At 38.3% G+C, this 14,892-nt stretch carries 8 protein-coding genes and 1 tRNA gene; 2 read left to right on the forward strand and 7 right to left on the reverse strand.

What is annotated here, in order from left to right:
* Nucleotides 1-95 precede the first annotated feature (95 nt).
* A complete protein-coding gene (locus tag DKG80_RS10500; protein ID WP_109831302.1) occupies nt 96-1,319 on the forward strand; it encodes a tetratricopeptide repeat protein in 1,224 nt (407 codons plus the stop codon).
* 304 nt (nt 1,320-1,623) lie between these two features.
* Here DKG80_RS10500 and DKG80_RS10505 read toward each other — a convergent pair whose 3' ends face one another.
* The 7 genes from DKG80_RS10505 to DKG80_RS10535 all read right to left on the reverse strand — a co-directional run bounded on the left by DKG80_RS10505 (nt 1,624) and on the right by DKG80_RS10535 (nt 13,823).
* Nucleotides 1,624-4,482: a choice-of-anchor tandem repeat GloVer-containing protein gene (locus DKG80_RS10505; protein WP_109831303.1), complete on the reverse strand. Its 2,859-nt coding sequence runs from the start codon at nt 4,480-4,482 to the stop codon at nt 1,624-1,626.
* A gap of 131 nt (nt 4,483-4,613) precedes the next feature.
* Nucleotides 4,614-7,526, reverse strand: a complete 2,913-nt coding sequence (locus DKG80_RS10510) for a choice-of-anchor tandem repeat GloVer-containing protein (protein ID WP_109831304.1) — start codon at nt 7,524-7,526, stop codon at nt 4,614-4,616.
* Nucleotides 7,527-7,659: 133 nt separating this feature from the next.
* Nucleotides 7,660-10,551: a choice-of-anchor tandem repeat GloVer-containing protein gene (locus DKG80_RS10515; RefSeq protein WP_109831305.1), complete on the reverse strand. Its 2,892-nt coding sequence runs from the start codon at nt 10,549-10,551 to the stop codon at nt 7,660-7,662.
* A gap of 762 nt (nt 10,552-11,313) precedes the next feature.
* Entirely contained in the window at nt 11,314-12,087 is a 774-nt protein-coding gene (locus tag DKG80_RS10520; protein ID WP_109831306.1) for a class I SAM-dependent methyltransferase, read from the reverse strand.
* A gap of 203 nt (nt 12,088-12,290) precedes the next feature.
* Nucleotides 12,291-12,375: transfer RNA gene (locus DKG80_RS10525), tRNA-Ser, on the reverse strand.
* 81 nt (nt 12,376-12,456) lie between these two features.
* On the reverse strand, nt 12,457-13,389 hold the full coding sequence (locus DKG80_RS10530; RefSeq protein ID WP_162555816.1) for a YihY/virulence factor BrkB family protein: 933 nt from the start codon (nt 13,387-13,389) through the stop codon (nt 12,457-12,459).
* A gap of 26 nt (nt 13,390-13,415) precedes the next feature.
* Complete coding sequence (locus DKG80_RS10535) at nt 13,416-13,823, reverse strand: acyl-CoA thioesterase (RefSeq protein ID WP_109831308.1); 408 nt, start codon at nt 13,821-13,823, stop codon at nt 13,416-13,418.
* Between the two features lie 171 nt (nt 13,824-13,994).
* Here DKG80_RS10535 and DKG80_RS10540 point away from each other — a divergent pair, with 171 nt between their 5' ends.
* Nucleotides 13,995-14,864: a transglutaminase-like domain-containing protein gene (locus DKG80_RS10540; RefSeq protein WP_317048732.1), complete on the forward strand. Its 870-nt coding sequence runs from the start codon at nt 13,995-13,997 to the stop codon at nt 14,862-14,864.
* Nucleotides 14,865-14,892: the final 28 nt, after the last annotated feature.

The following is a 14,892-nucleotide window of genomic DNA, read 5'->3' on the forward strand; positions in this document are numbered from 1 at the left end:
GATTCATAGAAGTGTATTCAGATTACCATTTGAGCATATCGAAATCCAATTAACAAAGTCAAAATAGCTATAGTGTAGAACTAAAACGAACGCGAATGCCTCTGAAACTTTCAATATTTATTTTAGCCAGTGCATTAGTAGCTCAGACTAAAATCTCCCCTTTTGAACAGTTAAGGTCTAAAGCTGACTCTATAAACTCAGCTCAACAATCGATCGATCTACTGGATGAATACTTGAATACGAACACCAGACCTCGCTTACCTGAACTGGCGGGTTATTATTACCTGATATCTATTCAATACTACAAAAGTGATGAACTACTAAAAAGTCTATCCTATTTACTCAAAACAAGGGAGTTAGTCCTAAAGCATGGAAACTTGAAGGACTTGGAGTATAAAATAAGTCAGCTCTCGGCAGCTATTAATTTTCAAATGAGTGATTTTAAGCAGGCTCAGAAGGAGTTTGAGAGTGCATTGGCAATAGCCGAATCCCAAAAAGACAATTCCCGAATCGTAAACTGCTTGTTCAACATTGGTATATCACAGCGAAATCAGGGGCAAAATAAAGCCTCGTCTGAGACTCTTTTCAGATGTCTGGAGATGGCTAAAGATGAACATATACATAAAATGGTTTCAAGGTCTCTAAATCAACTTGGAAGGAATAGTGAAGAGATGGGGAATCTAAAGCTAGCTTATAAATTGTACATCGAATCGGGAGAAGTCCCTGGTATTGAGATCGAACATATCACTACATCATATGTCAATGCGGGTTTTATTGATATGACCGAAGGAAGGTATAGAAAAGCCATTGGGTTGTTCCTGAAGACTGAACGGCTGATCGACGAAACTTACTATGATATTTATATACCGATGCTCAACAACTTAGGAAGGTGCTATTACCACCTCGAGCAATATGATTCGGCGCTAATCTATCTTGACAAAGCTCTTGATCTCAATTTCAACCCTACTCGCAATGCTCTTGATTTGCCGCAACTGAAAGAGTCCTTCGAATACCTCAAGCTAGTGGCTAAGGCTAAAAATGATGAGCACTTGTTGAAAAATATAGGTATTCTCGAAAGAATCAGTGAGTCGAACAAAAATTTGGAAAAGGCTAATGCTGACTTGATGGTTCAGGAGCATGAAAAGAGTTTGGAAAATGATAAACTAGAACAGAGATACATTGCTTGGATGATTTCTACTGGCGTATTATTGACTCTGATGTTCATCTTGGGAGGAATAATCTATTTCTCTAGAAAAAGGAAAAAGAATAGCTATAAGGCTTTTTTAAAGGAGATAGATGAGACTTTGGATGGTCGTTGAGTCTTTCTACCGCCTTTCTAAACGCATCTGATTTAAGGACCAAACCATTTTTAGTGTAAGCTTTTTTCAGGTATGGTTCAATACAGCTTACACTTAGTAATTAAACTCTCTCAATACGCTGCACCATTGGGATCAGGCAGTATAATTTTCATTCTTTTTTGTGAAACGTCAAATAAGTATGAATCAATAGGTTTTTAAATCGAAGTGGGAGTATTAGGGTCTATTGTGGATTTGATTATCAAACGAAGGGCCCAAACCAACTTTATGATCTGAGCCCTGTCCTTTTATATATGAATTGTTGCGTTTATTCTTTGATGAACTGTGTCACTTTGCTTCCTTGCTTGATGATGTAGATTCCTGTCGATAGTGTACTGATATCTATAGTCTTCTTATCTGACGACAGTAGTACTACTCCTTCTAGACTTAGCACCTGTACTAATTCTCTACTGGTACTATTAATGGTAATGATACCACTAGCTGGATTTGGATATACTGTAAAGTCACTTTCTAAATCTTCTCCTACGGATAGTGTAGAATTGATTACTACATTCTGGGTTTGAGAGATTTTATTACCATGATTATCATCAAAAGTCCAGTTGATCTTGACACTTCTAGTGATAGGAAACTCTATATCGTGTGTCACGGTGATGTTTGAGCTACAGTCATCCGTGGCTGTAGGGATCACGATACTTGATTCTAATATTTCTTTGTCAGAAATGATCTCTGGCAATTCTTCCAAATCAGGTACTGGATTAGTGACATCATCAAAGGTGATTGATTGAGTGGCTTCAAAGGTGTAACCATAGCCGTCATCAAAAGTCCAAGAGACATCCTTAGTCGTACCTTTGTTCGCTTCAAAATCCAACTCATCCTCTGTAGTACCTGTCAGCATTCCTAAGCAGGCGTCATTGATGGTAGGAGCTTCAAACTGGCAGTCAGTTTTGGCTGAGACATTATGATTCTCTTCGGGTTGACAAATCCTGACTTGAAGTAAATTATCATAGCTCCTTTTTGCGAAATCATGGATTTTTTCAAATGAGTTATCAGCAGTATTGAACTTGTACATAGTACCTTCGTCATACTCTCCTCCTTCTCGTGCTATACCGTATAATACACCGTCCTTATCTTCTACCAGCCCAAAATAAGAATGAATACCACTTTCACTATCAAAATCATACAGTTTGGTATAAGTATTAGTAGCAGGCTCATAGCTAAAAATAACTCCCATATCGTTACTTCCTCCTTGTCGTGTAGTACCATATAAAGTACTGCTCTTTCTACTCTTAAGTAACGATGCAGATGGAGCCGACCCATCTATTCCTCTAAAATCATGATGCTTGGTGAGTTTACCTTCTACCAGATCATAGCTATATAGAACACCATAATTAGTTACACCATAGAAAAGATTGCGATTGACCTCTGTCAATAATGTAAATGGAAAAGATGCACCAATATCATCAAAATCTGCTAGTTTACTAAACGATGAGCTATTGATATCATAGCTGTACAACAAACCCTTGTCAGATTTCCCTCCTCTAAATGTAACTCCATATAACTTACCATCTGAACCTAGAGTAACCTTGAATGATTTAAAACCATCAAAATGATAAAGAACAGTGTACTCTTTACTATTGACGTCATACTTGAAGATCACTCCATCACCATAGGCACCTCCAGCACTAGTCGTACCATAAAACACACCAGCTTCTCCTTCTATTACTCCAGCTCCTGGTTTACCACCTGTACTTCCTTTAAAATCATGGAGTTTGGTATATTGACTGGTAAAAGGATCTATTCTAAAAAGGACACCATCCCCCTGAGAATCCGTCTCACTATTATTACCTCCCCTGAGAGCAACTCCATATAACATTCCATCCTTAGCTTGCATTAAATTTGGACTGTCTAATAATTTCCCCCAATTAATCAACTCATACAATGACGCGTACTCCTCGCTAGCTGGATCGTAGTTGTAAATCACTCCTAAACCTGATACTCCTCCTTTAGAAGAAACAGCGTAGAGCTTACCATTACTACCTTCTATCAGTGAACCTATAGTATGGTCTGCTTGTCCGTCCTCAAAGGAGTGCTCTACCTTAAAACCAACTCCAGCTAGGTCATAACTAAATAAAACACCTCTATCCTCTGTGGTGGCGGATGTTCGACCTGCAAACGTCACACCATATAGCTTACCATTAGCCGCTTGTATCAATGAGCCTCTTGGACCATAGCCATTTACATAATAATCAAAATCATGAAGCACTGTGAGGCCTGCCGCGCCTGACACATCATAGCTGTATAAAATACCATCGCCATTAGCTCCACCTCTATATGTACTTCCATATAGCTTGCCATCATTCGCGAACATTAATGCCCCTACGGGAGTACCACCGTGTGTCGTTCCGTCAAAATCATAAAGCTTAGTGTATGTATCATCTGAGGTGTCAAAACTAAATAGCACCCCCTTATCTGAACTACCTCCTCTGAGAGTAGATCCGTATAACACTCCAGCATTTCCCTCTATCAATGAGTTTGGGGTTCCACTGAACTTATGCAGTAATGCGAAAGTTTTATCTCTTGGATCAAAGCTAAAAATGCTAGAGTTACCTGAATATGAACCCGTAACACCATACAACTTCCCATCACTACCTTCCAATAAAGTTTTACTGGGGTTTGCCCGGTCAGATACTCCATCTCCTACAAAGTGATAGAGTACTTCATAAGTTCCTACCTCTGGATCATAAGAAAAAATAGTCCCCTTGTCATTAACTCCTCCAGTAAAAGTGACTCCATAGAGCAAACCATCACTGGCATGAAGCAGTGAACCTCTAGGGTCTTCACCTTGATCTTCTGTTATTCCAAAACTATGAACTAACTGATACTTCGTATCGGCTTCATCATACCTAAAAATAGTTCCTCGACCTCTTGTACCTCCGTCTTCAGTCATTCCATAGAATACCCCCTCACGTACTTCTACCAAGTTGCCTATTGGCTTCTCTCCATCATCAGGAACATCCAATACGTGTTGGTATTCTTTATTGACGTCAAACTTAAATATTGATCCATTTCGTGAACCTGAACCAGAGCTTCCCCACAGCTCTGTGACCTGAGCGCTTAGTCCATGCGTCAGTATGGCTAAGGCGATAAATAGTAATGTTTTCTTCATTTAATTAGCTATGATAATTATTTAAAAAAGTGGGATAAATCGGGTGGATGATCTCAAGAATAATTTTGAACGAAGGGCCCAAACCAACTTTATGATCTGAGCCCTGTCCTTTTATATATGAATTGTTGCGTTTATTCTTTGATGAACTGTGTCACTTTGCTTCCTTGCTTGATGATGTAGATTCCTGTCGATAGTATACTTATATCTACAGTCTTCTTATCTGACGATAGCAGCACTACTCCTTCTAGACTGAGCACTTGTACTAATTCTCTACTGGTACTATTAATGGTAATGATACCACTAGCTGGATTTGGATATACTGTAAAGTCTCTTTCTAAACCTTCTCCTACGGATAGAATATCATCTCCTGGGGTATTAGGATCTGGAGTTGAAGGTATTTCTACAATCACATTCTGGGTTTGAGAGATTTTATTACCATGATTATCATCAAAAGTCCAGTTGATCTTGACACTTCTCGTGATAGGGAACTCTATATCGTGTGTCACGGTGATGTTTGAGCTACAGTCATCCGTGGCTGTAGGGATCACAATACTTGATTCTAATATTTCTGTATCAGAAATGATCTCTGGCAACTCTTCCAAATCAGGTACTGGATTAGTGACATCATCGAAGGTGATTGATTGAGTGGCTTCAATATAGTTACCATATATATCATCAAAGGTCCAAACAATATCCTTTGTGACTCCTTCGTTCGCTTCAAAATCGAACTCATATATCTCACCATTTTCCAATATACCTAAGCAAGAATCGTCGATTGTAGGAGACTCTAAACCATGACAATCTACCGTTTTGGGAGCAAGAATATGATCATCTGACTGACATGTCCTGACTTGTAGTAAAGTCGTAGGGGGAGTTGAAATATTAGCTATTGATCTAAACTTATGAATTTGTTCAAATGAATTATCTGCAGTATTGAACTTGAAAATAATTCCTTTACCAGCAGAGCCCAAACGACGTGTCATACCATATAGCACTCCGTTCTTATCTTCTGTCAATCTTTGACCAGGCTCAGCCGCTCCATTTACACCGCCAAAAAAATCGTAAAGCTTGGTATATGTCCCTGTAGCCGTCTCGTAGCTGAATATAGTTCCTTCATCTCTACTTCCACCATCACGTGTCGTGCCATACAAAGTACCTTTTCTACTTTTTAGCAATAGTACTGGTGGGATGCCATCATCTGCACTAAAATCATAGAGTTCGGTTAGTTCACCATCTGCAGGATTATAGCTATATAGTACTTTCTTTTCATCTCCAATGGCAGTTCCATACAAGAGATGATCATCACCTTCTACCGGAGCACCGTAACCTTTTACTCCTCCCAGATCAGCGAAGTCAATTAACTTTTTATACGTTCCGCTCAAATCGTAACTAAATAGCACACCCTTGTCTGATTTTCCGCCATTCAATGTGGTACCATACAGTTTACCATCACTGATCATAGTAAGTGAAGCTGGATTATCTCCATTGACCCCTTTGACGAATTCATAAAGAACTGAATAGCTGCTACTATTAATGTTATATTTAAAAATTACGCCTTTATTTTGGACACCTCCTTTACGGGCTACGCCATATAGCAACCCATCATCCCCTTCTACTAGAGACTCTTGTGGCGACTCACCCGTCGAAGACTCAAAATCATAAAGTTTCGAATACTCATTGGTAGTTCGGTCTATCTTAAAAATTACTCCACCATTATTCCTACCGCCTGATTTGGATAAACCATATATCAAGCCGTCTTTGGCTTGGATTAAATACCCTGTAGGGTACTGCCCAAATGGACTAGATAGAGCATGTAATGACTCATATCCAGAACCATTGGGTTCATAGCTGTAAATCATTCCAAACCCAACAGGTCCTCCACCATATGATATTCCATACAACTTACCATTGCTCCCCTCTATTAGAGAACCATCAGAGTACCGCGCTTGTTCTGCTAAAAAAGAATGTTCTACCTGAAATCCTGCTCCTAATGGATCATAACTAAACAATACTCCTCTATTACTGCCCGTTGCTGCTGCATCATTTCCTCTTAATGTTAAACCATATAGCTTACCATCATTAGCTTGAATCAATGAACCAGTCGGGAATTCGCCAGTAACTTTTTCATCGAAATGATGAATAACTGTAAGACCAGCAGAACCGGATAAATCATAATTAAACAAAACGCCTTCGCCGCGCGCCCCTCCAAATCGTGTGGTTCCATATAGCTTTCCGTCGTTGGCTAGTGTTAACGCTCCTTCAGGAGAACGTCCGTCTGTCCGATTAAAGTCATGAAGCTTGGTATAAGTGTTATTGGTAGTATTAAAGCCAAATAAGACTCCAAGACTGGAACTACCACCACTAGCCGTAGCACCATATAACAGCCCCCCGCTTCCCTCGATTAGAGAACTCCTTGGATTACTACCGTCATTACCTGTAAGCTCATACAGTTGTGCTACAACTTTAGTATCTGGATCAAAACTAAAAATAGTTGCAGAGCCAGAAGGAGGTCTTGTAATACCGTATAATTTGCCGTCGCTACCTTCCAACAATGTTCCTGCGGGGTTTGGACTATTAGCCGCATCAAAGTGATGAATCACTTGAAAGATGTCATCTCCAGTATTGTATGAAAAAATCACTCCATCGTTGTTGGCACCTCCTGTATTTGTTATTCCATACAGTAGACCATCACTAGCTAGAATTAATGAGCCTTCTGGATTTTGACCGTCAGCCCCATTGAAACTATGGAGAATTTGGTAATTTGAATTTACTTCACTGTATCCAAAAATTGCCCCTTTATTTGAAAGACCTCCTTCTGAAGTCATACCAAAGAATATACCGTCTCGTACCTCTACTAAATTTCCTGTTGAGCCTTGACCTTCATTAGGAACATTCAGTATATGTTGAAAATCCTTGTTGACATCAAGTTTGAATATTGATCCCTGACGAGTACCTACATGAGAAACTCCCCATAGCTCTGTGACCTGAGCACTTAGTCCATGTGTCAGTATGGCTAAGGCAATAAATAGTAATGTTTTCTTCATTTAATTAGCTATGATAATTATGTAAAAAAGTGGGATAAATCGGAGGTGGGTGATATCAAGAATAATTTTGAACATAGGGCTCAAACCAACTTTATGGTCTGAGCCCTGTCCTTTTATATATGAATTGTTGCGTTTATTCTTTGATGAACTGTGTCACTTTACTTCCTTGCTTGATAATGTAGATTCCTGTCGATAGTGTACTGATATCTACAGTCTTCTTATCTGACGACAGTAGCACTACTCCTTCTAGGCTGAGCACCTGTACTAATTCACTACTGGTACTATTAATGGTAATGATACCACTAGCTGGATTTGGATATACTGTAAAGTCGCTTTCTAAATCTTCTCCTACGGATAGTGTAGAATTGATTACCACATTCTGGGTTTGAGAGATTTTATTACCATGATTATCATCAAAAGTCCAGTTGATCTTGACACTTCTAGTGATAGGAAACTCTATATCGTGGGTCACGGTGATGTTTGAGCTACAGTCATCCGTGGCTGTAGGGATCACAATACTTGATTCTAATATTTCTTTGTCAGAAATGATCTCTGGCAACTCTTCCAAATCAGGTACTGGATTAGTGACATCATCGAAGGTGATTGATTGAGTGGCTTCAATATAGTTACCATATGTATCATCAAAGGTCCAAACAATATCCTTTGTAACTCCTTCGTTCGCTTCAAAATCCCACCCCTTTTCGATGGTACCTGTTAGTAACCCTAAGCAGTCATCATTAATAGTAGGAGCTTCAAATTGACAATCTACGGTTCGCGATATAAGTGTATGATCTTTCGGCTCACAGGTTCTTATTCTTACTAGAGAGGTTCGCGCGTTTCCTTCGTTTATTACAAAATCATGAATTTTCGTATAAGTACCATCATTTGTATTAAAACTAAACAATACGCCTGCATCCGAAGCTCCCCCCTCTGAGGTCACACCATATAATACTCCATCTTGGTCTTCTTCCAGACCTGCATAGGAATGCCCTCCAGTGGTTCCGTCAAAGTCATGTAATTTAGTATAGGTGGAGTTTGCAGGCTCATAGCTATAAATAGTACCTTTTCCATTACTTCCTCCATTTAAAGTCGTACCATATAATGTACCCTTTCTACTTTTGACTAATGAGTAGGGAGAATCTCCATTAGATGTCCCATTAAACTCATAAACACTTACTAGTTCATTGGCTGTAAGATTATAGCTAAATAGCACTCCACCGTCCTGACTTCCTCCACCGATAGTAGTCCCATACAACAGGTTGTCATCACCTTCAACCAATGGAGCCCTACTACTTTCAGCACCTATATCAAAAAAGTCTGCCAACTTAAGATACCCTGCTCCTCCAAGATCATAACTAAACAGTATCCCAGCATTTGATTTCCCTCCTTGTGCAGTACTACCATAAAGCTTTCCGTTTTTTCCCATAATTAGTGAGCTTGTTGGGCGTTCTTTATCATCAAAATGATGCAGCACAGTGTAATTCCCTTCATTAGTGTTATATTCAAAAATCACACCATAAGAGTTTCTACCTCCCCACCTTGTGACTCCATATAGTAGACCTTCATCTCCTTCTACTAATGTACCCTGAGGCCTGAATCCGATTCGTGGATTTGAATTACTTCCATCAAAATCATACAGCTTGGAATACTGATTATTGGAGCGGTCTATACTAAAAATCACTCCACCGTTACTCTTTTCTCCTCCAAATGCAGCGACTCCATAAAATATCCCATCACTGGCCATAGTTAGCCCGGTGAGCCCTTGTCCGAATGAATTTTTAAGTTTATATAGTGTCGAATAATTAGCAGTACTTGACAAGTCAATACTATATATCCCTCCATAATTAGGGTAACTAGAATCTCTAGTCCCTATACCATAAAACTTACCATCTTGGGCTTCAATGACATTTGCGGCTATACTATAGACTCTATTTCCTCCACGAGAATAGTTGTACTCTACATTGAATCCGGAACCACTAAGATCATAGCTAAATAGAACACCATACCGACTACTTCCTCCAGCTCCTGTCGTACCATATAGTTTTCCATTGGAGGCTTGTATCAAAGACCCATTAGGTTCACTTCCATTAGAGCCGTCAAAGTAATGAACTACTGTAAATCCCGAAGTTCCTGATAGGTCATAACTAAATATAACCCCTTCATCACTAGTTCCTCCATACCCAGCAACGCCATATAATTTCCCATCATTAGCTTCCATAAGTGCCCCTTGGGGATATTCTCCACCTATATGTCCATCCAAAGTATTTCCAAAATCATGAACCTTAGAATAAGTATTGTTTGAAGTATTAAAGCTAAAAATCACTCCTGTATTCCCATCACCTCCGTACTGTGTCATTCCATATAGCAAACCATTACTTGCTTCTATCAAGGAGCCTTCAAAATCGTTACCATCTTTCCCTGCTAGAGCATACAACTGTTCAAAAGTATTGTCAACTGGATTAAAACTAAATATAGTCCCATCACCAGATGAACTAGTGAGACCGTATAGCTTCCCATCACTTCCTTCTAGCAAGGATCCTATTGGACTAAGCTCATCTGTTTCTTTGAAGTGATAAAGTACTGAGTAGATACCTACTTGTGCGTCATAAGAAAATAAAACACCGTTGTCGCTAGTTCCTCCAGTACTGGTGACTCCATAGAATAAACCATCTGTAGCTTTGATCAATGAACCTGTAGGGTACTGCCCATCTTGTCCACTAAAGACATGAAGCACTTGATACTTTGAATCTGAAGGTGTATAACTAAAAATCACACCTTTATTTAAAGCTCCACCTATTCGGGTCATTCCATAAAACACTCCTGTCTCTCCTTCTATCAGGGAACTTTCTGAATTTTGACCATCAGAAGGAACATATGCAACACTTTGAAACTCTTTATTAACGTCTAACTTGAATATTGTCCCTTGAAAGATACTATTAGGAGTGACTCCCCACAGCTCTGTGACCTGAGCGCTTAGTCCATGTGTCAGTATGGCTAAGGCAATAAATAGTATTGTTTTCTTCATTTAATTAGTTATGATAATTATGTAAAAAAAGTGGCGGGATAGACAGGGAGGAAGGCTGATATTTCAAAGAGCTGAATACAACTCTATTTTTGACAAATTATTCATATTCTTTGCTGGATTTAGTGAATTCCAGCTTTGTAAAAGAGGCTGTATCAGTAGTCATAAAACCGGTCATTCTGATTGTAATCAATAAATGCAGGAACGAAGCATTGATCTGATCGCTAAAAACATATACATACCCTTACAGATCACTTCGCACCTATGAATGACTACTTTAGATACAGCCTCAGGCTCCTTAGATTAAGTTGTTGTTTGTATTCCTTTATCATTTATCTCTTTCTTTTAGATAATCGGCACTTAAAGAGTATAAAAACTAGCTTTCTCTTAATTGATCGATCAATCGTTACTATCGGCACGAAGCTAGAGTATGGATAAATCTCAAAATTGTATATTTCTTACACTTTCGAAAAAAATGAAAAAAATCTGTGGAGGTAGGTAAGGTTCCCTTATTAAAATTGAATTTTATTACAACTGACAGTCACTGTGATCAATGACCAAGTTGCAATTCGTACTCAAAGACTGATAATGACCTAAACCTTACTTATTCAACCTTCGATTAAAATCTTGATAGGACTGATTAGGCGATAAAAGATCAATAAAAAACACTAAAACGATCAATACTATTAACAGCAAACCAAGACCTAGCTTGGCTAACACCTTTTTAAAAAAGGTGAAAATATTGAGTAATGACATACAGCAAACCTACTTGGTCAGGACACAGAAAAAGTCAAAACCGTCGTTTGTTGACTCATCGACATCATAGTCATCAAGACCTATACTCGTTACCAAATCAGAGTTCTGTTTTTTGAGTATCATCCGATTCATTCGATTCAATATATCATAGGGCATGCGTAACATCCAAGCAGGTAGCCGATGTTGAAAGTCAAAGAGATCAAATCGAGTAATTCGCTCGACTGACTTCTTATTTCTTTCATAGTACTCCATCACCTTTTCGTTCCCTATTACCCCATAGATCTCGTAATCTTGAAAGACACTTTGAACTAGTCTTTCTAAGGTCATTCTGGTGTACTCTCTGATGTGCCATGGATTTCTAGTTAGGCTCATGGTGATATTGGGAGTAGTCAAGAACGCCTTACCTCCTGGTTTCAAAACCCTTCGTATTTCTTCAAGAAAAAGTCTATCATCCTTGATATGTTCTATGACTTGAAAACTGATCACTGTATCAAAGGAGTTGCTTTCTATACCATGAAAAGGAGGAACATTCATGCATTTGAAATCTATCTCTTGAAATACTTCAGCTAACCCATCAACGACTTTAGGGATCTTATCTATGGCAGTATAGCTATCAACATGAGGCCATACGACTTCAAAACCCCTTCCCATACCACAGCCTACCTCGAGCAAATCTCCTTTGATAGATGGCAATGATAAATAATAAGCTTTGAGTAATCGATTGTGTAAAGGGTTGTCGGAAACCAATTTACTTGAGGTAATTTCTGTAGTGTAAATAGACATAGTGCTTAGATGTTTCAGTCATAAGACATAGAAATCACCAAAACGTTGTAAAAGCCTTAATAAATAACACCATTTATTCTCTTTTTGAAAAATAAAGACTCAAGAAGGGAAAGTCAAATTGACCAAATAGATCCTTTAAATCTGATAAGAAGCTAGACAGGCATAAAAAGAAAAAACCTCAGCTCGATGAACTGAGGTTTTTGCAGAGAAGGAGGGATTCGAACCCCCGGTACCTTGCGGTACGCCGGTTTTCAAGACCGGTACATTCGACCACTCTGTCACTTCTCTGGGTCTATGCGTTCCATCTTTTCGAATGGGAGTGCAAATGTAGATTTAAATTCTTTTTAAGCAAATAGGATAAGAAAAAAATTAATCAAAAATTGAAGTTGTATGTTCAATTTTATTAGAATGAATTGACCGTGAGACACTTGCATTATATTCAAATCCCAACAATAAAATATACGCTAGCAAATACAACCAAATCATCAATGCGATCATGATCCCAATAGATCCATAAAACTTATGATACCCTGCGAAGTTGTTGATGTATACAGAAAAACCATAGGACACCACACCTATTGCTATTGCAGAAAAAATGGCTCCTGATGAGAAAAATGTCCACCTATCATGAATAGCAGGGGCAAAATAATATACGGATGAAACTGCCACGAGTAGCGAAAGACCAATGATCGAATACTTCACAAAGAACAACAGATAAATAATAAAGTCATCTGTCACATGAGCTGCATTCTGTAAGTAATCCAAAAAGGTCTTACCAATGACCAAAAGAAATATAGAAAAGAACAAGACAGAAGACATCATCAAAGTCAATCCTGCTGAGATCATCCGAGTCTTGACAACACTCCGCTTTTCATCTTGCTTGAAAATACTATTAAAGGCTTTCATCAAGCCGTGCATACCATTCGTTGATAGCGCCATCGCCAAGATCGCACCAAAAGAAAGCAGTCCCTGACGCTTAATCTGAATGATATCTAGTATAGTTCCTTCTACAGACTCATACATCGTAGAAGGCATCACACTTGCTACCATACTCAGGATACTGTCATTGCTCACATGAGGAAAAACCTGATGGATATAAGGTATCAGTGTAAATATGAAAATAATACTAGGGAAAATTGCTAATGTAAAACTAAAGGCTACTCCACTGGCCTTTATAGCCAAATCGTTGTTGGTGACATTATCCAAAAATGTCACTATCGTACTATATAAATTGGTACGGTGCTTATTCAGTTTTCGCTTTTGCAGCTTTCGGATGAAACGTGCGTACCATCTGAAATACATTAGTTTATTATGTATTCTTCGCCTAATCATTGATAATACGCTATAAGAATATCATGCAATACATCTGGCATTTTACACGGCTTACCAGTCTTGGTATTTACAAACACCAAAGTAGTTTCACCTATATTAATGAGGTCTCCCGCTTCATTGAATACTTCGTATTTAAAGATTATTCTGACATCTGGCATCTTAGGAATTGTGACCTTAATGGTCAACAAATCATCATACTTTCCAGGTTTGATATACTTCGATTTGTTTTCTAAAACGGGCAGCATCACACCGTTCTCCTCCATTTTTTTATACGAATACCCAAGATCTCTTAAAGTCTCTATTCTAGCAACTTCATAATAGGTAGCGTAGTTACCATAGTAGACATACCCCATCTGGTCCGTCTCAGCATATCTTACTCGTACAGTGGTCTCTGATGTAAACACGGGTGTTTTTTACTTTTTTGGTGCAATCTAATTAGAAATAGAAATATTCAGAGATCAATTAGGTACACCAACTATAACTTTCGACTAAAATTTCGTTAATTATAAAAAGCAGTTTTTTGGTCACTGATTTTTAGGCAAAAGACGTAGGTTTGAAGATGGAGAATAGCAGTAATGGAAGAAAATAAGACGGACATACAGGAAGAAATCAGACCCTCTCAATTAAAAGCCATGGTTTCCCTATTAGAGGATGATGACCATGAGATCGTTTCTAATGTCGAAAATAAGCTTCGATCTCTTGGTACATCTATCATTCCTCAGTTGGAAAAGGAATGGATGGAAAAAAGCCTAATTCCTGATGTACGAACCAAAATAGAAGATATCATTCATTCATTGCAGTATGAACTTCTTAAAGAAAAATTAGTTGAATGGAAGACTGAGGGCGCAGAAGATCTTTTGGAAGGAATGATGCTAGTCGCCAATTACCAATACCCAGACTTAAACTTAAAATACTTAGTTAGAAAATTTGAGCAGTATTACTATGAGGCATGGCCTGAATTCAAAGAGAATTTGACTGAAATGGAACAGGTTAAAATCTTAAATGATGTCATGTATAATAAACTCAAGTTTCGCCCAAACTCAAAGAACTTCCATTCTCCCTCCAATGGTATGATCAACGTAGTGCTAGAGTCTAAAAAAGGCAACCCTCTTAGCATGTGTGTTGTCTATTTACTCTTAGCTAAGCGACTGAAAATGCCAATTTATGGTGTCAATCTACCTAACCTGTTCATTGTTACATATAAAACCGACAAGGAGCAGTTTTACATCAATGTTTTTAACAATGGTATCATTTTCACCACGGATGATATTGACAATTATCTTGATCAATTAAACCTAGATCGATTAGACATCTATTATCAGCCATGCAGCAATGTTGACATCATTGCAAGAGCATTGCGTAACCTAATAGCATCTTTTGAGAAATTAGGTGAATACAAAAAATCTGATGACATCAAGGAATTATTAAAGGCAATAGAAAACTAGTCTTAATTTATCTCCACACTCTTTCATT

Origin of the sequence: Reichenbachiella versicolor (assembly GCF_003171675.1) — a bacterium.
Taxonomy (GTDB): domain Bacteria; phylum Bacteroidota; class Bacteroidia; order Cytophagales; family Cyclobacteriaceae; genus Reichenbachiella; species Reichenbachiella versicolor.